Genomic DNA, 19,507 nt, shown 5'->3' with positions numbered 1-19,507 from the left:
TCCAATTGGGCGTTCAATCTTGACCATGCGAGTGAAGTAGGCGGTAGATCGTTCGACTGGCTACAACGGAGTGTCGGAAGGCATCCCGATCGGGGTAGCCGTTCGGGGCACGCCACCCAGGGCGTCGGCGTCATCGATGGGGTGACCGTGTGCGGGGTGGGCGTCCACACGGTGCCCCGCGCCACTCCCGGCCATGGGCTGTGGACCCCGTTTTGTGGCGGGACACCCCTGATCAATAGGATCCGCCGATGATCAGAACACAACGGCTGGCGGCGGGCGTCTGCGCCCTGCTCGCCGCGCTCACCGCCGGGCTCGCGTTCCCGGCCGGGGCGGTCGCCGACGAGACCACCGCCCTCGCGCCCAAGGTCGACCTGGTCCTCGACGTCAGCGGCTCGATGCGGACGAAGGACATCGACGGCGGGACGCGCATGGCCGCGGCCAAGCAGGCGTTCAACGAGGTGCTGGACGCGACCCCGGAGAACGTCCTCCTCGGCATCCGCACCCTCGGCGCCGACTACCCCGGCGACGACCAGAAGACGGGCTGCAAGGACACCGCGCAGCTCTACCCGGTCGGCCCGCTGGACCGCACCGAGGCCAAGACGGCGGTGGCGACCCTGTCCCCCACCGGCTGGACCCCGATCGGGCCCGCCCTGCTGAAGGCGGCCGACGACCTCGACGGCGGCACCGGCTCCAAGCGGATCGTGCTGATCAGCGACGGCGAGGACACCTGCGCGCCGCTCGACCCGTGCGAGGTGGCCCGGGAGATAGCCGCCAAGGGCATCGGCCTGACCATCGACACCCTCGGCCTGGTGCCCAACACGAAGATGCGGCAGCAGCTGAGCTGCATCGCCGAGGCGACCGGCGGGACGTACACCTCGGTCGAGCACACGGAGGAACTCACCGACAAGGTCAACCAGTTGGTGGACCGTGCGGCCGACCCGGTGGTGACGCCGGTCGCCACGGACGGTGCGGACTCCTGCGCGAAGGCGCCCACCCTCAAGTCGGGCCTGTACACCGACCGCGAGGAGTTCGGCCAGGAGCGCTGGTACCGGGTGGACGTCGAGCCGGGCCAGGAGCTGCGGGCTTCGGTGAGCGTGGCGGCGGACCGGACGATGAACCCCGACTACGGGGTGCTGCTGAGGGCGGTCACGGTGCACGGCCGGGAGATCGTGCGCGGCGAGTCGGCGGGCAACGGCCGCACCGACGTCATCTCGACCGGACTGCGCTACCCGAAGGCGGAGAGCGACGACGAGGAGGCACCGGCCGAGACCGTCTGCCTCCAGGTGACGAACGCGTTCTCGGCGGCCTCCGGGGTGAAGACCACGCCCGGCATGCCCGTGGAGCTGACCGTGGACGTGGTCGACGGTCCGTCACAGGCGAGCGACGTGGCCTCCTTCGGCCTCGGGCGCAGCTGGTGGCTGCTCGGCCTCCTGGTGCTGGTGGGCTTCCTCGCGGGTCTGGTCTGGGGCTGGCTGTCGCGCTGGCGTGTCGCGGTCTGGAGGACCAACTGATGCGGATCACACGAGTGTTGAGCACGGCGCTGCTGGCGCTGGGCCTTGCGGCCGGACCGGCCGCCGCCGACTCCTCGCCCTCCGCGAGCCCGTCCGGGGACAGCTCCGCGCCGACCTCCGCGGGCACGTCGTTCCGTACGGCGGTGGAGGTCGAGCAGGGGCGGACGGCGACGGCGAGCGCCTCCACGGGTGACTATCTGTACTGGTCGTTCCCGGCCGACACCGGCCAGCGGCCCACCGTCAGGACGACGGTGAAGCTGCCCGGCGCGCACGCGGCGCAGACGTGGCAGATCGACGTGTACGACGGCCTGCGGCGCCGTCAGGCCTGCCAGTACGGCGCCCAGACCCGCACCGCCGCCCAGGGCGCCTCCTCCGTGGAGCTGGCCTGTGTGCTGCGCACGGTCCGCGCCTGGTCCGAGCCGTGGGCGAACGACCCCCTGCCGGGCACGTACTACGTCCGGCTGACGGTCACCGGCCTCGGCGCCGCCGACCTGGGTCAGCCGGTGAGCGCGGAACTGCGGGTGGACTCCAAGGACATCGGCGGCTCGGCGGCGGTGGACGGCTCGCTGGCGAAGCCGCTCGTCCCCGGGATCGCGGTCACGTCGGAGGCGGAGGACGACGACACGTCGGCGTCGGCCGTGCTGTCGAGCATCGAGCCGGACGACGGCTGGGCGTCCGGCTGGTGGTCCGACCGCTGGGTGTGGAGCGCGATCGGCGCGGTGCTGGCGGCGCTGGCCGGGATCGGCGGTTACACGCTGACGCGCGGTTCCGGACGGCCGCGGCAGGTGCCACCGGGCGCCTGACCTTTCCCGACACCCCGTCACAAGGCCCATCACCGTACGGTGGTGGGCCTTGTGCGCGGGTCACGCCTCGCGCAGCGCCTTCGCGAGCGTCCCGTCGCCGCTGACGTCGATCCGCCCGGCGCGCACCGCGTCCACCACGCTCAACTCCCCCCGGGACAGGGCCGCGCTGGTGCCGGCGTCCAGTGCGAGCCGCGCGTCGGGTTCCCGGGGGGCGGGGCCGTCGCCGTAGACCGGGCCGTCCTGCGCGCCGGCGAAGACATGGAAGTGCCCTTCGTCCAGGCGGACTTCGACGAGGCCCTCGCCCTCCAGCGCGCGCAGCAGGGGCAGCGCGAACCAGTGGGCGCGGACGGCGTCGGTGGGGCGGCGCTCGCCGAGCTCGCCCTCGCCCCACTTGCCCAGCGCCTGCAGCACCGGCATCAGCTCCCGGCCGCGTGCGGTGAGTTCGTAGACGTAGGCCGCGCCCGGCGGAGGCAGCCGCCGCCGGGTGGTCAGCCCGTCCCGCTCCATGTCCCTCAGCCGCCCGGCGAGTACGTCCGTGCTGACGCCCGGCAGGTCGGCGTGCAGGTCCGTGTAACGGCGCGGGCCCGCGAGCAGTTCCCGGACGATCAGCAGGGTCCAGCGGTCCCCGACGGCGTCGAGCGCGCGAGCGGCGGAGCAGTACTGGTCGTAGCTTCGACGAGGTGACATGCGACGCAGTCTAGACATGTCGTTGGACTTTCCAAGCTGGAACTTGGTAAAACCAAGCAACACCACAACCGGAGGGGCGAGCGCGCATGGAGTTCCGGCAGTCGAACAAGCTCAGCGAGGTCTGCTACGAGATCCGCGGGCCGGTGGTCGAGCATGCGAACGCGCTGGAGAAGGCGGGCCACAGCGTGCTGCGCCTGAACACCGGCAACCCCGCGCTCTTCGGCTTCGAGGCCCCGGAGGAGATCCTCCAGGACATGATCCGGATGCTGCCGCAGGCGCACGGCTACACCGACTCGCGCGGCATCCTCTCCGCCCGCCGTGCCGTGGCCCAGCGCTACCAGACCCTGGGCCTCGAGGTCGGCGTGGACGACGTCTTCCTCGGCAACGGCATCTCCGAGCTGATCTCGATGGCCGTGCAGGCCCTGGTCGAGGACGGCGACGAGATCCTGATCCCCGCCCCCGACTTCCCCCTCTGGACGGCGGTGACCACCCTCGCGGGCGGCAAGGCGGTGCACTACCTCTGCGACGAGCAGGCGGACTGGTACCCCGACCTGGACGACATGGCGTCGAAGATCACGGACCGCACCAAGGCCGTCGTGATCATCAACCCGAACAATCCCACGGGCGCGGTGTACCCGAAGGAGATCGTCGAGGGCATCCTCGACCTGGCCCGCCGGCACGGTCTGATGGTCTTCGCCGACGAGATCTACGACCAGATCCTGTACGACGACGCCGTGCACCACTCGGCCGCCGCGCTCGCCCCCGACCTGGTGGTCCTGACGTTCTGCGGGCTGTCGAAGACGTACCGGGTGGCCGGCTTCCGCTCCGGCTGGCTGGTCGTGACCGGCCCGAAGCAGCACGCGAAGGACTACCTGGAGGGGCTCACCATGCTGGCCTCCATGCGGCTGTGCGCCAACGCTCCCGCCCAGTACGCCATCCAGGCCGCGCTCGGCGGCCGCCAGTCCATCCGGGACCTCACCGCACCGGGCGGCAGGCTCCACGAGCAGCGCGACGTGGCCTGGGAGAAGCTCAACGAGATCCCCGGCGTGTCCTGCGTGAAGCCCAGGGGCGCGCTGTACGCGTTCCCGCGCATCGACCCCAGGGTGCACCCGATCCACGACGACGAGAAGTTCGTCCTGGACCTGCTGCTGCGGGAGAAGATCCAGGTCGTCCAGGGCACCGGATTCAACTGGCCCGCCCCCGACCACTTCCGCATCCTCACCCTCCCCCACGCGGACGACCTGGAGGCGGCGATCGGGCGCATCGGGCGATTCCTGAGCGGATACCGGCAGTAGCCGTTCCTAGCCTGGGCCCATGGGTGATCTCTTCCTGGTCCGGCACGGTGAGACCGAGTGGTCGCGCTCCGGGCGGCACACCGGGTGGACGGACGTCCCGCTCACCGAGAACGGCCGGGCCCAGGCGCGGCGGCTGGTGCCGCTGATCCGCTCGCACCGCGTCGGGGCCGCGTTCGTCAGCCCGCTGCAACGGGCGCGGGAGACGGCGGAGCTGATCGGGCTGCACGGCATCCGGGTAGACGCCGACCTCGGGGAATGGGACTACGGCGGCTACGAGGGCGTCACCACCGTCGAGATCCTGCGCACCCGGCCCGGCTGGTTCCTGTTCACGGACGGAGTCGCGCCCGGGCCGCCGGACCACCCCGGGGAGACGCCCGAGCAGGTCGGGGAGCGGGCAGACCGGGTGCTGGCCAAGGTCGACGCCGCGCTCGCCGACACCGAGGGGTGTGTGGTGCTGGTGGCGCACGGCCACCTCCTGCGGGTGCTGACCGCGCGGTGGCTCGGCCTGCCCGCCTCGGCGGGAGCGCTGTTCCAGCTCGCCACGGGCACCCTGTGCCGGCTGGGCACCGAACACGGACGGCCGGTGATCGCCGCCTGGAATGTCAGACCCGGGTCGTAGCCTTCGAGTGGGCCGGCACCACTCGGAGGGGAGCACGCCGTGACACGACCGCCCACCGCCGCGCAGCGGCGGGTGATCGACGCCGCCGAACCCGTCACCGGGCGGCTCAGGGGCACGGAGGCGCAGCTCGCGGCGCTGGTGAAGCGGGGGCTCGCGTTCCGCCATCCGCGGCCGCCGCACGACCACTTCCTGACGCCGGCGGGGCACCGGATACGGGAGGCGGAGGCGCGGGCGGAGCCGGAGGCCGCGCCCGCGCCTCCGCCTCCCGGGGAGAAGAGCGGCGCCGGTGTGTTCGCCGCGCGGGTCGGCGGCGAGGAGGACGCCGGCGCGGGCGGGCCCGCCCGCGCGCGTGAGGTGCACAGTGCCTGGCAGGGGCTGCTGGAGCTGCGCCGGATGACCAATCCGGACGGAGCCGTGGACCGGCCGTGCGGCTGGGAGCGCACGCACCTCGTACGGGCCGCCGCGCTGGCCCTGGAAGCGGCGGGCCACCGTCCGGCGGGCCCGGACACGGCGGCCGGCGGGCCGGGCACCGGGACCTCGGGGGCGGGACGTGCGGGCTCCGGTCCCTGCACCGGCGGTTACCGGGTGCGGGCGACGCCGCAGCCGGAGGCGGTCGCCGTGCGCGGGCCGGACGACGCGACGCTGCGGGCCTGTGCGGCGACACTGGAGAAGGCGGGCTGGCAGGTGGGCGAGCACACCGACCCCCGGACCAGAGCGCGCTATCTGCTGGCTTCCCCACGCCGGGTGTGAGGACATGCCAGGATCGGTGCCCGGGGCATCGTTCCCTCGTCGTCGAGAAGGGGAAGCAGTGAGCGAGCCGTTTTCCGTCCGGGTCACCGTCCGCGGGTACGAGACCGACGTGCAGGGCCACGTCAACCAGAGCGTGTACATCAACTACGCGGAGCACGCCCGCTGGTCGCTGCTGCACGCGGCGGGCATCACCCAGAGCGGCCTGAACGCCCGCGGGGTGGGCCCCGTCGCCCTGGAGACGACCATCCGCTACCGACGCGAGCTGGTCGCCGGCGACGAGGTCGACGTGACGTGCGTCTTCGAGTGGGGTGGCGGCAAGACGTTCCGGATCGAGCAGACCATCAAAAAGACGGACGGCACGGTCGCGGCCGAGCTGACGGCGACCGGCGGACTGCTGGACCTCAAGGAGCGGCGGATGGTGGCGAACCCTCAGGACTGGTTCAAGGAACTGGCCTCGGACCCCGGCCTGTTCGGGCTGTAGTCGCACCGCCTCGGTCGCGCGGAGGCCGAATTCGGATGCGGAGGGCACCGCGGACCTGCGATGCTGCGGCCCCATGGCCGCCCGACGCACCCGACCCAGCCTCTACGTCTCCGTGGACATCGAGGCCGACGGACCGATCCCCGGACCGTACTCCCTGCTGAGCCTGGGCGCGGCGGTGGCCGGCCGGCAGGACGCCGACGGGTTCACCGCGGCCGACCCCGCCCGGCACACCTTCTACCGCGAGCTGCGGCCGATCAGCGAGGACTTCGTCCCCGAGGCACTGGCCGTGAGCGGCCTCGACCGGCGGCGGCTGGCCAGGGAGGGGCTCGAACCCGCCCTGGCGCTGGCGCAGTTCAGCCGCTGGGTGCGCGAGGTCAGCGGCGACGCCCAGCCGGTCATGTGCGGCTACCCGGCGTCGTACGACTGGATGTTCCTCTACTGGTACCTGATCCGCTTCACCGGCGAGAGCCCGTTCGGCCACTCGGGCTGTCTGGACATGAAGACGCTGTACGCCGGCAAGGCGGGCGTCCCGCTGCGGGCGGTCGGAAAGCGCTCGATGCCGCCCGAGCTGCTGCCCGGCCGCCGCCACACGCACCACGCCCTCGACGACGCGGTGGAGCAGGCCGAACTGTTCGCCAACCTCATGCGGTGGCCGGGTCCCGGATCGGGCTGACCCCGGTCAGGGCCGTCGGGCCTCACCGGGGCACGCGTGTCCGGTGCGTGCCCCGGTGACGGTCGCCACGAGCCCCGCCGGGGTCATGGCTCCGGCCGAGGGCCGTCCCCCTCGGCCGGAGGTCCGGGCGGTCAGCTCGGTCCGGCGATCCGGGCGAGCCGCCGGGCCTCCTCCCGCGTCGAGCGTGCGATCGCGTCCTCGTCCGCGGTCAGCAGGCGGCCGTCCCGCACGATCTGACGGCCGTTCACGAAGGAGGCGGTGACCGGGGCGGCCGCGCCGAAGACCAGGGCGGTGACCGGGTCGGCGATGGAGGCGTGGGCGAGGGTGTCCAGCCGCCACAGCACCAGGTCGGCGAGCTTGCCCGGCTCCAGCGAGCCGATCTCGCGGGCCCGCCCCAGGACCTGGGCGCCGCCGAAGGTGCCCAGCCGCAGTGCCTGACGGGCGTTCAGGGCGGCCTCGCGGTGGGCGCCGAGGCGGTTGACGAGCAGCGCGTTGCGCAGTTCGGTGTGCAGCTCGCCGGACTCGTTGGACGCCGTGCCGTCCACGCCGAGGCCGACCGGGACACCGGCGGCCAGCATGTCGGGGACGCGGGCGATGCCGGCGGCCAGACGGGCGTTGGAGGACGGGCAGTGGGCGACGCCCGTCCTCGTCCGGGCGAAGGCCTCGATGTCGGAGTCGCTCATGTGGACGCAGTGCGCCATCCACACGTCCTCGCCGAGCCAGCCGGTGGACTCGAAGTAGTCGGTCGGGCCCATGCCGAACAGCTCGTGGCAGAACTTCTCCTCCTCCACCGTCTCCGAGCCGTGGGTGTGCAGGCGCACCCCGAGCCGACGCGCCAGCTCCGCGCCCTCCCGCATGAGTGCGGTGGAGACGGAGAACGGCGAGCAGGGGGCGACGGCCACCTGGGTCATCGCGTCGAAGGAGCTGTCGTGGTGCCGCCCGACGGTCTCCTCGGTGGCGGCGAGCGCGTCCTCGAGGCTCTCCACGGCGAAGTCCGGCGGCAGACCGCCGTCCTTCTCGCCGCGGTCCATCGAGCCACGGGCCAGGGTGAAGCGGACGCCCATGTCGCGGGCGGCGCCGATGATCGCGCCGGAGAGGTCACCGGCCCCCTCGGGGAAGACGTAGTGGTGGTCCATGGCGGTGGTGACACCGCCCCGGGCCATCATCGCGAGCGAGCCCTGGGCGGCCGCCCGGACCATGGGTTCGTCGATGCGCGCCCAGGTCGGGTAGAGCGCCACGAGCCAGTCGAAGAGGTTGTGGTCGGTGGCCAGGCCCCGGGTGATCCACTGGTAGAAGTGGTGGTGGGTGTTGACCAGGCCGGGGGTGACCAGGTGCCCGGTGGCGTCGACGCGCCGGACGACGTCCTGGAGTCCCTCCGGCGCCGTGCCCGCGCCGACCGCCTCGATGCGGTTGCCGGCGAGGACGACGTACCCGTGGGCGTACTCGGTGTCCCGCGCGTCCACGGTCGCGATCGCCGCGTTCTCGATGACGATGCGCTGGGTCATGGTGGGTCCTTCGCTTTCGTGTCCGCGTCAGAGGTTGCTGAGGTCGACCGGGATCCTCGCCTCGCAGCCGTCCCGCAGGATGGTGGCCTCGATCAGCCCGTAGGGGCGGTCGGCGGCGTAGTAGACGGCCCCGTCGGGGGTGGCGTTCTTCAGCCCGAACGGCTCCAGGTCGACGAGGAAGTGGTGCTTGTTGGGGAGTGAGAAGCGGACCTCGTCGATCTCGCCGCGGTGGTCGATGATCCGCGAACCCATCTGGTACAGCGTCTGCTGCAGCGACAGGGAGTACGTCTCGGCGAACGCCTGGAGCGTGTGCCTCCGCGTCTGCGCGTAGGACTCGTCCCAGTCGGGCGTCTCCTGGGCGTCGTCGGTCCAGTTGAAGCGCCAGCGGCCGGAGACCTGCGTGGCCAGGATGCGGTCGTACGCCTCGGGGAGCGTCGTGTACTTGTCCTTGACGTAGCCCCAGAACTCGGAGTCGGTGGAGTTCATCACGACCAGGTCCTTGAGACCGGAGATCACCTCCCACGACGTGCCGTCGAAGGTGATCTGCGCCAGGCGGGTCTCCTGCCCCGCGCGGACGAACGAGTGCGCGCCCTCCCCGGAGTGCTCGATGCGCTCCCAGGCGTACTCCTCGATGCGGATGCGGGCCCGGTGGATGGCGTCCTGGCTGGTGACGAAGTGCCGGGCGAGGTGGATGCCGAACTGCTCGGCGGACTCGATGCCGTGCTCCTTGGCGAACGCGTACACCGTGTTCTTGGTGGTGTCGGTCGGCAGCACGCTGGCGTTGGAGCCGGAGTAGTGGACCTCGTCCATGTCGCCGCCCAGCGACACCGACACGTTGAGGTCCTTGATGTGGTGGGTGGCGCCGTCCCGCGTGATCTTCACGACTCGGTTCTCGGCCTTGCCGTACTGGTTCTGTCCCAGGATGGGCATGGAGCTAGCTCCCTCGGTATACGGAGTAGCCGAACGGGTTGAGCAGCAGCGGTACGTGGTAGTGCTCGCCCGGCAGGACGGCGAACGTGACCGCCACCTCCGGGAAGAACACCCCGGGACCGCTGTCCCGGTTCGCGGGGGCGTCCTGCCGCGCCTCGGCTCGCCTGTTCTCGAAGTACGCCTCGACCGCGAAGTCGAGCCGGACGTGGGTGGTCCCCTCCGGCAGCGCCGGGAGGTCCCTGCACCGGCCGTCCGCGTCGGTCGCCGAACCGCCCAGCGGCCGCCAGTCCGCCTCCCGGCCGGGGCGGGCCGCGAGCCGGACGGCGACGCCCGGGGCGGGGCGGCCGACGCTGGTGTCCAGGATGTGGGTGGACACGGAAGCGGTGGTGCTGGTGTGCATGCTGCTCTCAGTCCTCTTCGACGAGCCGGGCCAGACGGATACGGTTGATCTTGCCGAGCTCGGTGCGGACGATCTCCCGTTCCCGCTCCGGCGCGTTGCCGAGTCGTTCCCGGACGGCGTCGCGCATCTGCTCGCCGGTGCGGCCGGTGGCGCAGATCAGGAAGACATGACCGAACTTCTCCTGGTAGGCCAGGTTGAGTTCGAGCATCTCCGCCCTGAGCTCCTCGGAGGCGCCGGCCATGCCGCGCTGCTCGCGGGCCGAGGCCGGGTCGCCGGGCCGGGGACGGCCGATCGGCGGATGCCCGGCCATCGCCTCGTCCAGGTCGGCCTCGGTCAGCCCGGCCAGGGCGGTGTCTCCGGCGGTGTACAGCTCGTCGGCGGTGGCGTACGGACGGGCCGCGAGCAGCCGGTTCGCCCAGGTGGTGGAGGCGCACGCGTCGAGGAGGGCGGCGAGGGCCGCGGACTCCTCGAGCTGGTTGAACCGGGCCAGGCCCGGGGGCGGGGAAGTGGAAGTCACGGGAGCCTCCGTGGCCGCGGGAACGGCCGTCATGCCGAACGGACTGCGCCCAGCTAACGCCTCCCCGCGACACCGCGTCAACACTTTGTTGAAAATTCCGGGTTACGAAGCCCCGGCCGGCCCCGCCCGCGCCCCGGGGGGCCGATCAGGCCTCTTTCTCCCGGTTGAGATAGTTGTAGACCGTGAAGCGGCTCACCCCGAGCGCGCTCGCCACGGTCTCCACGCCGTGCCGCACGGAGAAGGCGCCGCGCGCCTCGAGTATCCGGACGACCTCCTGCTTGGCCTTGCGGTCCAGATCGGCGAGCGGCTTGCCCTTCTTGCGCTCCATGGCGGCCAGGATGTGGTCCAGGGAGTCGGCGAGCTGGGGCAGGCGCACGGCGACGACGTCGGCGCCCTCCCAGGCGAGGACCACGTCGTCGGGTCCGGCCTCGTCGGGCGGGACCATCTCGCCGCCCATCGCGTCGACCAGCGGCTTCACGGCCGCGATGAAGGGCTCGTCGCCTGTGCCGGTCACGCCCCCTCCCCCTTGCCGCCGTCGCCGACGACGTTGACCTGGAGGGAGATCCGGGTGGCGCCCGCGCCGAGTGACTTGCGCAGCAGGGCGTCCACGGCGGCGAGCACCTCGTCCGCGCGCCCCTCCGCGGTGTTGCCGAACGGCCCGACGTCGACCGAGTCCAGGTCGGCCGCCTCGATCACCTCACGGGCGACCAGTGCGTGCGGGGGCGCCTCGTCGAGGTCGAAGGGCTCGGTGGTGAACTCCACTTTCAGTCGCATCGCGCCCCACACCTCTCCGACCCGCGCAGCGTCACGGCCCTCGACGGGAGGGCGAGCCGGGCACCCGGCACCCGGGACCCCGACCTTACCCCGCCGCCCTTGACAAGCCGCGACCGCCGACTGCAATCTTCCAACAGGCAGAAAATAACTTCCACATTACGGAAGTAATGAGCGCACTCGGCGCGGAAGGGAGCGCGGCGCCCCATGGGATTCGAAGACCGCCGCTTCGACGTCAACCTGTCGATCCTCTTCACGGAACTCCCGCTCCTGGAGCGCCCGGCGGCCGCCGCCGCGGCCGGCTTCACCGCGGTCGAGCTGTGGTGGCCGTGGCCCGACACGCCCACGCCCGAGCGGTCCGCGCTGCACGCCCTGAAGCGCGCGATCGAGGACGCGGGCGTACGGCTCACGGGCCTGAACTTCTACGCCGGACAGCTGCCCGGCCCGGACCGCGGCGCCCTGTCGCTGCCCGGCGAGGAGTCGCGGCGGTTCCGCGCCAACGTCGACGTGGCCGCCGACTTCGCCGGGTCCCTGGGCTGCACGGCGCTCAACGCCCTCTACGGCAACCGCGTCGACGGGGTCGACCCGGCCGAGCAGGACGCGCTGGCGCTGGAGAATCTGGTGCTCGCGGCCCGGGCCGCCGACCGGATCGGCGCGGCCTTGCTGATCGAGGCGCTGAACACGGCCGAGTCGCCGCGGTATCCCCTGGTGAGCGCGCCCGCGGCGGTCGAGATGGCCGACCGGGTCGACGCGGCGACGGGACTCGGCAACGCGAAGTTCCTGATGGACCTCTACCACCTGTCGATGAACGGCGAGGACCTGCCGCGGGTGATCGAGACCTACGCGGCGAGGACCGGCCACGTCCAGATCGCCGACAACCCCGGCCGCGGCGCGCCCGGCACGGGCTCACTGCCGCTGGAGTACCTGCTCGACCGGCTGCGCAAGGCCGGATACGACGGCTGGGTCGGCCTGGAGTACGAGCCGGGCGACCGTCCGAGCGCCGAGGCCTTCGACTGGCTGCCCCGCCGACCCCCGTACCGAGAGGCACCCCGATGACCCACGCACGTCCCAGGATCGCCTGGATAGGCCTCGGCATCATGGGCTCCCCCATGTCCGAGAACCTGCTCGAGGCGGGCTACGACGTCACCGGCCACACCCTGGAGCAGGCCAAGCTGGACCGGCTGGCCGCCGCCGGCGGCACCCCGGCCGGGTCCGTCGCGGAGGCGGTCGCCGGCGCCGACGTGATCATCACGATGGTGCCCGCCTCCCCGCAGGTCGAGGCGATCGCGTACGGCCCGGACGGCATCCTGGACAACGCCCGCTCCGGCGCCCTGCTGATCGACATGTCCTCGATCACCCCGCAGACCTCGATCGACCTGGCGAGGGCGGCCCGGGACAAGGGCCTCAGGGTCCTGGACGCGCCGGTGTCCGGCGGTGAGGCCGGGGCCGTCGAGGCCGTGCTGTCCATCATGGTCGGCGGCGAGCAGGCCGACTTCGACGCCGCCAGGCCGCTCTTCGAGGTGCTCGGCAGGACCGTCGTCCGGTGCGGGCCGCACGGCTCCGGCCAGACGGTGAAGGCCGCCAACCAGCTCGTCGTCGCCCTGAACATCCAGGCGTGCGCCGAGGCCGTGGTCTTCCTGGAGAAGTCGGGCGTGGACCTCGAAGCCGCGCTGGACGTCCTCGGCGGCGGTCTGGCGGGCTCGACGGTCCTGGCACGGAAGAGGGACAACTTCCTCCGGCGCGACTTCGCGCCGGGCTTCCGCATCGACCTGCACCACAAGGACCTGGGCATCGTCACCGACGCCGCCCGCGCCGTCGGCGCCGCCCTGCCGGCCGGTGCCGTGGTGGCCCAGCTGGTCGCGTCCCTGCGCGCCCAGGGCGACGGCGGCCTGGACCACTCCGCGCTGCTGCGGGCGGTGGAGCGCCTCTCGGGCGCCCGGGTCTGACCCCCGATACCCCGGGCGGCGCCGTCGCCGACACATGTTCGGTCGCGCCCGGAGCGACGGCGCCGCCCGGCCCCGCGACCTGCTGAACGGCCCCCAGGGCCGGGCGGCCCCCGGTCGCCTCGCCGGCGGAGGAGCGCCGTGTGCGCCCCTCGGCATGCGGACGGGGCCCGGCGGCAGGACGCTGAAGGCATGGCACATCCAACGGAGCATCCGCACGTCGTGGTGCATCCGCCGGCTCTCGACGGATCCCGCCGGGTCACCGAGGGCGACGAGACCCTGGGCATCGCCACGCACGCGGACGACGTCAGCGAGATCCTGCGGCTGGCCGACCTGTACGTGACCGACCTCGCGGAGAGCGACTTCATCGAGTGGCAGGGGGGCGGGCCGGACGACTGGCCGGGGCTGTCGGAGCAGCACGGACAGCAGGAGACGTAGGCGGGGTACGCCAACCTCAAATCAACCTCTGAACATGGTTCAGCAGGCTTCGACCGGGGCCGGGTCAGGGCACATTGTGGTCACGCGGGGCCCGTCGGCACGGGGGCGGCGGGCCCCGCCACAGGGGGTCGCCATGGCAGTGGACGGATCGGTCCGGCTTCAGCCGTACGAGATCGCACTGCTGCGCGGCGGCCCTCGGGCCGCCGTCACGGTGGCCGTCGTCGACCTGCATCTGCGGGGCGTCGTAGAGGCGGGCCGGCCCGGCAGACTGCGGACCTCGGGAGCGTCCCCCGAGGCTGCCGGGCAGGGCCCGCCTCCCCGATGCGGGGAGAGCGGCCTGCCGCCCCTCGCCGAGGCGGTCCGCGCGGAACTGGTCCGGCCCGCCGGCCCGGCGGAATTGATGAACCGGCCGCCGGTGCGCCGGGCCCTCGCCGATCTGTCGGCCGCTCTGCGGTCCGCCCGTCTGCTGCGGGCCCTCCCTCCGCACCGGAGCCGGGCCGGGCGGCGGGCACTGGAGACCCTGCTCGCCGCTCACCCGCTTCCGGCGGGCAGGAAGGGCGTCGCGGCGGACGAGACGGTGCTGGCCGTGGCCCTGCACGGCGAGGCGGCGCTGAGTCTGCTCGTGCCGCGGTTCGCACTGCGGGCGGGGCTGGTCCCCCGCGCCGAGGTGACCGACCGGGGGTTCCACCGCGGCGCTCCGCGCGGGGGCGGCACGGGCGGATACTTCCACTGCGGTGGAGCCGCCTCCTGCGGCGGCTCGTACTGAACGCGTCGAAGGGGCGGCCCGTCCCCGGACGGACCGCCCCGCGCGGTGTCAGACCTTCAGCGCCCTGACCGACGTCGGCGCGTGCCACGGTTCGGTGGCGACGTCCTCGAACTCCACGACGGCGCCGATGTCGTTGGTGACGCTCATCGAGATGTCGGTGACGCGTTCCAGGACCGCCTCGACGACGACCGGCACCCGGAACTCGGCGGCGAGCTTCTTGGCCTCCTCGAAGGCGGCGCCGAGGGCGTTCGGGTCGGTCACCCGGATCGCCTTGCAGCCGAGGCCTTCGGCGACCTTGACGTGGTCGACGCCGTATCCGCCCGGTTCCGGCGCGTTGACGTTCTCGAAGTCCAGCCGGACCTGGAAGTCGATGCCGAACGCCCGCTGCGCCTGGCGGATCAGGCCCAGGTAGGAGTTGTTGACGAGGACATGGATGTACGGGATCTTGTGCTGCGCGCCGACCGCCAGTTCCTCGATCATGAACTGGAAGTCGTAGTCGCCGGAGAGGGCGACGACCTGCGCCCGCGGGTCGGCCGTGGCCACGCCGAGCGCCGCCGGGATCGTCCAGCCCAGCGGACCCGCCTGGCCGCAGTTGATCCAGTGGCGGGGCCGGTGGACGTGCAGCAGCTGGGCGCCGGCGATCTGCGAGAGGCCGATGGCGGTGACGTACCGGGTCTCGGGGCCGAAGGCCTTGTTCATCTCCTCGTACACCCGCTGCGGCTTGATCGGGACGTCGTCGAAGTGCGTACGGCGCTGGAGGGTGGCCCGCCTGTCCTGGGCGGCCGCCGCCCAGGCGGAACGGTCGGGGAGCCCGCCGTCCGCCGTACGCTCCCTGGCCACCTCGACGAACAGTTCCAGGGCCGCCTCGGCGTCCGAGGCGATGCCGTAGTCGGGGGCGAAGATCCTGCCGATCTGGGTGGGCTCGATGTCGACGTGCACGAAGGTGCGGCCCTTCGTGTAGACGTCGAGGCGGCCGGTGTGGCGGTTGGCCCAGCGGTTGCCGATACCGAGGACGAAGTCGGACTCCAGGAAGGTGGCGTTGCCGTAGCGGTGCGAGGTCTGCACGCCGACCATGCCGGCGTTCAGCTCGTGGCCGTCGGGGATCGCGCCCCAGCCCATCAGGGTCGGGACGACCGGAGTTCCCGTCAGCTCGGCGAACTCCACGAGGAGGCGGCAGGCGTCGGCGCCGATGACACCGCCGCCCGCCACGATCAGCGGGCGCTCGGCGGCGGTCAGCATGCCGAACGCCTTCTCGATCTGGGCGCGGGTCGCGACGGGCTTGTGGACGGGCAGGGGCGCGTACGTGTCCGGGTCGAACTCGATCTCCGTCAGCTGGACGTCGACCGGCAGGTCGATCAGCACCGGGCCCGGCCGGCCCGAGCGCATCAGATGGAACGCCTGCTGGAAGACACCGGGAACCTGGGCGGCCTCCAGGACGGTGACCGCCATCTTCGTCACCGGCCTGGCGATCGAGGCGATGTCGACGGCCTGGAAGTCCTCCTTGTGGATCACGGCGGTCGGCGCCTGGCCCGTGATGCACAGGATCGGGACGGAGTCGCCGAGGGCGGAGTACAGACCGGTGATCATGTCGGTGCCGGCCGGGCCGGACGTGCCGACGCAGACCCCGATGTTGCCCGGACGGGTGCGGGTGTAGCCCTCGGCCATGTGCGAGGCGCCCTCGACATGGCGGGCGAGGGTGTGGTGGATGCCGCCGGAGGCCTTGAGTGCCGCGTAGAACGGGTTGATCGCCGCGCCGGGCACTCCGAACGCGGCGCTGACGCCCTCGCGCCTGAGGATCTCAACTGCCGCGCGGGCAGCGGTCATTCGAGCCATCGAGTACTCCTGCTCCGACTGTCGGATTCGCTCTCCCGGCGCGCCCCGCGGTGAGAACTGCTTCTCTGTACTTCCGACTTCCGTCTTCCGCATTACGGAAAATTCTTTCTGCTATCTGGAAGAAATGTAAGAGGGTGCGCGAAGGTCGTCAAGAGACGGACAAGCGGGGGCCGAAGGAGGACGATGGGGGCCATGTCCGAGAGCGTGCCGGTGCGCTGCCCGGCCTGCCGGCGCGAGTGCCGCTACACCGCGCCGTCCTACCTGTGCGCGTGCGGCGCACCCGTGGCGCCCCCGCTCGACCCGGGCGCGGTGCCCACGGCCGTCGTGCACCGGACCTGGGACGAGGACTGGGTCACCCTGCGCTGCGGGAGCTGCGGCCGCCACAACCAGTGGCCGCACCCGGAGCTCGGCTGCCCCTGCGGGACCGTGCTGCGGCTCCCGGTGGCCGGGCCGCCGGCTCGCGCTTGCGAGCCGGAAGCGTCCGCGAAGCCGCTCACGGGCACGGCACCGGCAGAGCCACCGGCACCCTCCCCGGCGCCGGCCCCCGCACCGACCGCCGGCCGCCCCGCGTTCCGGTCCGTGGCCGTCCGTACCGCGCTGGACGCCGTCACCGCCGCCGCGCTCTATCTGCGCTGGCTCGGCTACGGCGACGTCCGCAGGGCCGACCAGCGCCCCACCTCCGGCATCGGTCTCGCGGCCCGCGGGCTGCTGGCGCAGGTGGACCCGAGTGTGCGCCCGGCGGCACTGCGGGACGTGGAGTGCCTGTGGCTGACGGCGATGACCCACTCCACGGACTGCGCGTACTTCTCCCTCGCCGGGTACGGCGACGAGGCCCGCGCCGGTGCCGAGCGGCTACGGGTCCCGTTGTTCGTACTGGACCTCACGGGCATCCCGCGGCCGGTGAACGCGGCGGCCGCCGCCCTCGACGCCGAGGGCGCCGTGGACCGTCAGGCGTGACGCGGGTGCGCCCGGCCGGCGGATGAGGCGGGCACACCGATCATGAGCAGGGTCACGTCGTCGTCATGGGCGGCCGGGTCCGGGATGAGGGCGCCGATCAGCCGGGCCGCCGCCCGGTCGAGGAGCGCGGGGTCCGCGGGGGCGTCCTTCAGCACGACGTCGAGGGTGTCCGTGAGCACGTCGATCTGGGCGTCGATGTCGGTGCCGGGCCGTTCGATCAGCCCGTCGGTGTAGAGCACGAGGGTGCTGCCCGGCGGCAGCGGGTGGGTCGTCTCCTCGAACGGCACCGGGGCGCCGTGCGGGCCGTTGACGCCCAGCGGCACGGCGACCGGAGCCCGCAACCGGCCGGCGGGTCCGTCGGGGGGCCGGACGATGACGGGCGGGTGCCCGGCCGAGCACAGGGTGACCTCGTACGCTTCCTGGTCGATCACCAGGTAGACGCAGGTGACGAGCTGGTCCGCCAGGTCCGCGACGAACACGTCCAGCCCGGCCATGAGCCGGCGGGGCGTCACGCCCGTGCGGGCCAGCGCGTGCGAGGCGGCACGCAGCTGCCCCATGACGGCCGCCGCCTCCAGCCCCCGCCCCATCACGTCGCCGATGACGACGCCGGTGCGGCGGCCGCCGAGCGGGATGACGTCGAACCAGTCGCCGCCGACCCCCGGGTCCTGGACGGAGGCCAGGTACCGGTGGGCGCTGGGCAGGTACGGGAGGAGGGGCGGCTCGCCCATGAGGCTGTGCTGGAGGGTGTAGGCGATGCGCCGCTGCTGCTCGTAGCGCTCGGCGTGTTCGGCCTCGGCCCGTCTGCGGTCGGTGATGTCCCGGACGGTCAGGAACACGAGGGTCTCCTCCTCGGCCCGCAGGCTGCTGACGCTCACCTCGACGGGGAACTCACCGCCGTCGCACCGCAGCCCGTACAGGTTCCTGTCCAGGACCGTCGGCTTCGGCTCCGGCAGTCGCAGGTAGGCGTCGAGCAGGGCACCGTGCCGCCGGCGCCGGGCGGCGGGCACCAGGTCGACGACACCGGTGCCGACGAGGCCGGCCGGCGTATATCCGAACAGTCGTTCTACCTGCGTGTTGGCCATGACGATGACGCCACGGCCGTCCGTGATCAGCGTGGCGTCGGGGGCGGACTCCAGCAGCGCGACGAACCGCCGATGGGCCCGCCGGACCTCACGCTCGGCCGCGACCCGTTCGGTGACGTCGATGACCACACCGCACACGGCGTAGGGCCTGCCGTTCCCGTCGTTGAGCGGGAACAGGCTGCTGAGGACGTCCCGGGGACCTCCCGGAAGGTCGAAGATCTCCTCCTGCCTCTGCACGGGGGTGCCGGCCGCCAGCATGGCGAGGTCGGCGGCCCGCGCCTGACGGGCGAGGCCGGGCGGCATGACGTCCTGGTCGCGGCGGCCCAGCACGCTTTCGCGGGACAGCCCCGTGTTCTCCTCGAACGTCGTGTTGACCGCAAGGAAGCGTCCGTCCAGGTCCTTGATGAAGACCACGGCGGGCGTGTGGTCCATGAAGGCCTGCAGCAGTTCGTTCTGCCGCACCTGCCACTCGGCACGGGCGTGCGCCACCTCGACACGGCGGCCCACGGCCAGGGTGGTGAAGACGAGTCCGGTGAACACCGCCACGTGCCCGAACACCAGCAGCGCGGTGCCCAGCCGCGACCCGAACAGTCCCGCGTCCTCGCCCGCCAGGACGCCCCAGCCCAGCAGCGGTGGCACGACCACCACGGTGGCGAGCAGCCAACGGCCCAGCGCGCCCGTGGTGCCCGCGTTCAGCAGCAGTCCCGCGGGACCTTCGCCCGGCCGGGCGAGGAAGGCGGCCGTGCCCAGCAGCACCAGAGCGAGCGCGGTGTGCAGGGCCATGCCCGTGTAGGCACCGAACCGCTCCAGCTCGGGCACCGCGTAGGCGGCCCCGTACAGCCGCAGCATGCCGAGGGCCCCGACGGCCAGGGCGGGGACCTGGCTGACCCAGGCGGGAACGCGGGTCGAACTGGCGCACAACGCCGCGAGGGCCCCGAGCGTCAGTGCCGCGGCGGTGTTGGGGGCCATCCGTCCGGGCGTTCCCGTCGCCATCGCGGCGGTGTCGTCGACGAAGAGGAGCTCGTCGATGCCCAGGCGCGTCCCGCTCGCGTACTCCACGAGGGTGAGCCCGCCGATCACGAGGGCCAGGGCGGCCGCCGCACGGGCCGCGACGACCGCCCGCGGACGGACCCGGCCGGCGCCCACCACGCACAGGGAGAGGCCCAGCGCCACGACGGCCACGGCGGTGTTCGGTTTCATGGCCACCGGATCACCGGGCAGCACGCTCTTCAGCGCGTCGACGCCGAGGATCCAGCCGGACAGGCTCACCGCGCCCAGCACGGCGGCCAGCAGGGCCGCGGTCCTGGCCGCCGCGCGGGCGGCGGCCAGGACGGGCGCGTGGAACGGCAGGCCCTCGGCCCGCACCGCTCCCCGTGGGCCAGGCAGCTCGGGCGCCTGCGGCTCTGTGGTCACCGCGTTCTCATCCTTGTCGACCAGCATTGTTCGGCACTTTTCAGCTTAAGTGCGGTGAAAGGTACATGTCCGGGCGGGCGGACGTCCGGACGCCTCCCCGTCCAGGACGCGCGATCGCGGCCGAAGAACGGTA

Annotated in this window: 21 protein-coding genes; 12 read left to right on the top strand and 9 right to left on the bottom strand. The window is 72.7% G+C overall.

Annotated elements, in window-relative coordinates:
* Positions 1-248 precede the first annotated feature (248 nt).
* Together ACFY2L_RS30285 and ACFY2L_RS30280 are read left to right on the top strand one after the other, a co-directional pair.
* Complete coding sequence (locus ACFY2L_RS30285) at positions 249-1,511, top strand: VWA domain-containing protein (protein ID WP_390823972.1); 1,263 nt, start codon at positions 249-251, stop codon at positions 1,509-1,511.
* Complete coding sequence (locus ACFY2L_RS30280; protein ID WP_390658895.1) at positions 1,511-2,314, top strand: hypothetical protein; 804 nt, start codon at positions 1,511-1,513, stop codon at positions 2,312-2,314. The genes ACFY2L_RS30285 and ACFY2L_RS30280 overlap by 1 nt, the downstream gene beginning before the upstream one ends.
* A gap of 60 nt (positions 2,315-2,374) precedes the next feature.
* Here ACFY2L_RS30280 and ACFY2L_RS30275 read toward each other — a convergent pair whose 3' ends face one another.
* The gene (locus ACFY2L_RS30275; protein WP_390823971.1) at positions 2,375-3,001 is read right to left on the bottom strand and encodes a winged helix-turn-helix transcriptional regulator; all 627 of its coding nucleotides are present in this window, start codon (positions 2,999-3,001) and stop codon (positions 2,375-2,377) included.
* 86 nt (positions 3,002-3,087) lie between these two features.
* Between ACFY2L_RS30275 and ACFY2L_RS30270 the strand changes: the two genes are divergently transcribed.
* The 5 genes from ACFY2L_RS30270 to ACFY2L_RS30250 all read left to right on the top strand — a co-directional run bounded on the left by ACFY2L_RS30270 (position 3,088) and on the right by ACFY2L_RS30250 (position 6,819).
* Positions 3,088-4,296 carry a pyridoxal phosphate-dependent aminotransferase gene (locus ACFY2L_RS30270; RefSeq protein WP_390823970.1) on the top strand — a complete coding sequence of 403 codons (1,209 nt, stop codon included), beginning with the start codon at positions 3,088-3,090 and terminating at the stop codon, positions 4,294-4,296.
* A gap of 19 nt (positions 4,297-4,315) precedes the next feature.
* On the top strand, positions 4,316-4,915 hold the full coding sequence (locus ACFY2L_RS30265) for a histidine phosphatase family protein (RefSeq protein ID WP_390658898.1): 600 nt from the start codon (positions 4,316-4,318) through the stop codon (positions 4,913-4,915).
* A gap of 39 nt (positions 4,916-4,954) precedes the next feature.
* Complete coding sequence (locus ACFY2L_RS30260; protein ID WP_390823969.1) at positions 4,955-5,665, top strand: hypothetical protein; 711 nt, start codon at positions 4,955-4,957, stop codon at positions 5,663-5,665.
* A gap of 58 nt (positions 5,666-5,723) precedes the next feature.
* Positions 5,724-6,146: an acyl-CoA thioesterase gene (locus ACFY2L_RS30255; protein ID WP_390658900.1), complete on the top strand. Its 423-nt coding sequence runs from the start codon at positions 5,724-5,726 to the stop codon at positions 6,144-6,146.
* Positions 6,147-6,219: 73 nt separating this feature from the next.
* A complete protein-coding gene (locus ACFY2L_RS30250) occupies positions 6,220-6,819 on the top strand; it encodes an exonuclease (RefSeq protein ID WP_390658901.1) in 600 nt (199 codons plus the stop codon).
* A 131-nt stretch (positions 6,820-6,950) separates the two neighbouring features.
* Here ACFY2L_RS30250 and ACFY2L_RS30245 read toward each other — a convergent pair whose 3' ends face one another.
* From ACFY2L_RS30245 to ACFY2L_RS30220, 6 genes are all read right to left on the bottom strand, one after another.
* Positions 6,951-8,324, bottom strand: a complete 1,374-nt coding sequence (locus ACFY2L_RS30245; RefSeq protein WP_390658902.1) for an 8-oxoguanine deaminase — start codon at positions 8,322-8,324, stop codon at positions 6,951-6,953.
* A 27-nt stretch (positions 8,325-8,351) separates the two neighbouring features.
* A complete protein-coding gene (gene pucL, locus ACFY2L_RS30240) occupies positions 8,352-9,254 on the bottom strand; it encodes a factor-independent urate hydroxylase (protein ID WP_390823968.1) in 903 nt (300 codons plus the stop codon).
* Between the two features lie 4 nt (positions 9,255-9,258).
* Positions 9,259-9,654 (bottom strand): hydroxyisourate hydrolase, encoded by a 396-nt coding sequence (gene uraH, locus ACFY2L_RS30235; RefSeq protein ID WP_390823967.1) that lies wholly within the window; start codon positions 9,652-9,654, stop codon positions 9,259-9,261.
* A gap of 7 nt (positions 9,655-9,661) precedes the next feature.
* Positions 9,662-10,171 (bottom strand): 2-oxo-4-hydroxy-4-carboxy-5-ureidoimidazoline decarboxylase, encoded by a 510-nt coding sequence (uraD, locus tag ACFY2L_RS30230; protein WP_390658905.1) that lies wholly within the window; start codon positions 10,169-10,171, stop codon positions 9,662-9,664.
* Between the two features lie 145 nt (positions 10,172-10,316).
* On the bottom strand, positions 10,317-10,685 hold the full coding sequence (locus ACFY2L_RS30225) for a helix-turn-helix domain-containing protein (RefSeq protein ID WP_390658906.1): 369 nt from the start codon (positions 10,683-10,685) through the stop codon (positions 10,317-10,319).
* Entirely contained in the window at positions 10,682-10,945 is a 264-nt protein-coding gene (locus tag ACFY2L_RS30220; protein ID WP_390658907.1) for a hypothetical protein, read from the bottom strand. Before ACFY2L_RS30220 ends, ACFY2L_RS30225 begins: the two co-directional genes overlap by 4 nt.
* 204 nt (positions 10,946-11,149) lie before the next feature.
* Here ACFY2L_RS30220 and ACFY2L_RS30215 point away from each other — a divergent pair, with 204 nt between their 5' ends.
* The 4 genes from ACFY2L_RS30215 to ACFY2L_RS30200 all read left to right on the top strand — a co-directional run bounded on the left by ACFY2L_RS30215 (position 11,150) and on the right by ACFY2L_RS30200 (position 14,089).
* Positions 11,150-11,998, top strand: a complete 849-nt coding sequence (locus tag ACFY2L_RS30215; RefSeq protein ID WP_390823966.1) for a TIM barrel protein — start codon at positions 11,150-11,152, stop codon at positions 11,996-11,998.
* Positions 11,995-12,888: a 2-hydroxy-3-oxopropionate reductase gene (locus ACFY2L_RS30210; RefSeq protein WP_390658909.1), complete on the top strand. Its 894-nt coding sequence runs from the start codon at positions 11,995-11,997 to the stop codon at positions 12,886-12,888. Before ACFY2L_RS30215 ends, ACFY2L_RS30210 begins: the two co-directional genes overlap by 4 nt.
* Before the next feature lie 189 nt (positions 12,889-13,077).
* On the top strand, positions 13,078-13,323 hold the full coding sequence (locus ACFY2L_RS30205) for a hypothetical protein (RefSeq protein ID WP_390658910.1): 246 nt from the start codon (positions 13,078-13,080) through the stop codon (positions 13,321-13,323).
* Positions 13,324-13,456: 133 nt separating this feature from the next.
* On the top strand, positions 13,457-14,089 hold the full coding sequence (locus ACFY2L_RS30200) for a TIGR04222 domain-containing membrane protein (RefSeq protein WP_390658911.1): 633 nt from the start codon (positions 13,457-13,459) through the stop codon (positions 14,087-14,089).
* 48 nt (positions 14,090-14,137) lie between these two features.
* Here ACFY2L_RS30200 and gcl read toward each other — a convergent pair whose 3' ends face one another.
* Complete coding sequence (gcl, locus tag ACFY2L_RS30195; protein WP_390658912.1) at positions 14,138-15,922, bottom strand: glyoxylate carboligase; 1,785 nt, start codon at positions 15,920-15,922, stop codon at positions 14,138-14,140.
* A gap of 183 nt (positions 15,923-16,105) precedes the next feature.
* On the opposite strand from gcl, the gene ACFY2L_RS30190 reads away from it, so the two are divergent.
* Complete coding sequence (locus ACFY2L_RS30190) at positions 16,106-16,879, top strand: hypothetical protein (RefSeq protein ID WP_390823965.1); 774 nt, start codon at positions 16,106-16,108, stop codon at positions 16,877-16,879.
* On the opposite strand, the gene ACFY2L_RS30185 is transcribed toward ACFY2L_RS30190, so the two are convergent.
* Positions 16,870-19,374 (bottom strand): PAS domain S-box protein, encoded by a 2,505-nt coding sequence (locus ACFY2L_RS30185; protein WP_390658914.1) that lies wholly within the window; start codon positions 19,372-19,374, stop codon positions 16,870-16,872. The two genes, ACFY2L_RS30190 and ACFY2L_RS30185, sit on opposite strands and share 10 nt — an antisense overlap.
* Positions 19,375-19,507 lie beyond the last annotated feature (133 nt).

It is taken from the genome of Streptomyces sp. NPDC001381 (assembly GCF_042895685.1).
Taxonomy (GTDB): domain Bacteria; phylum Actinomycetota; class Actinomycetes; order Streptomycetales; family Streptomycetaceae; genus Streptomyces.
This window is presented reverse-complemented; position numbering and strand designations above follow the sequence as displayed.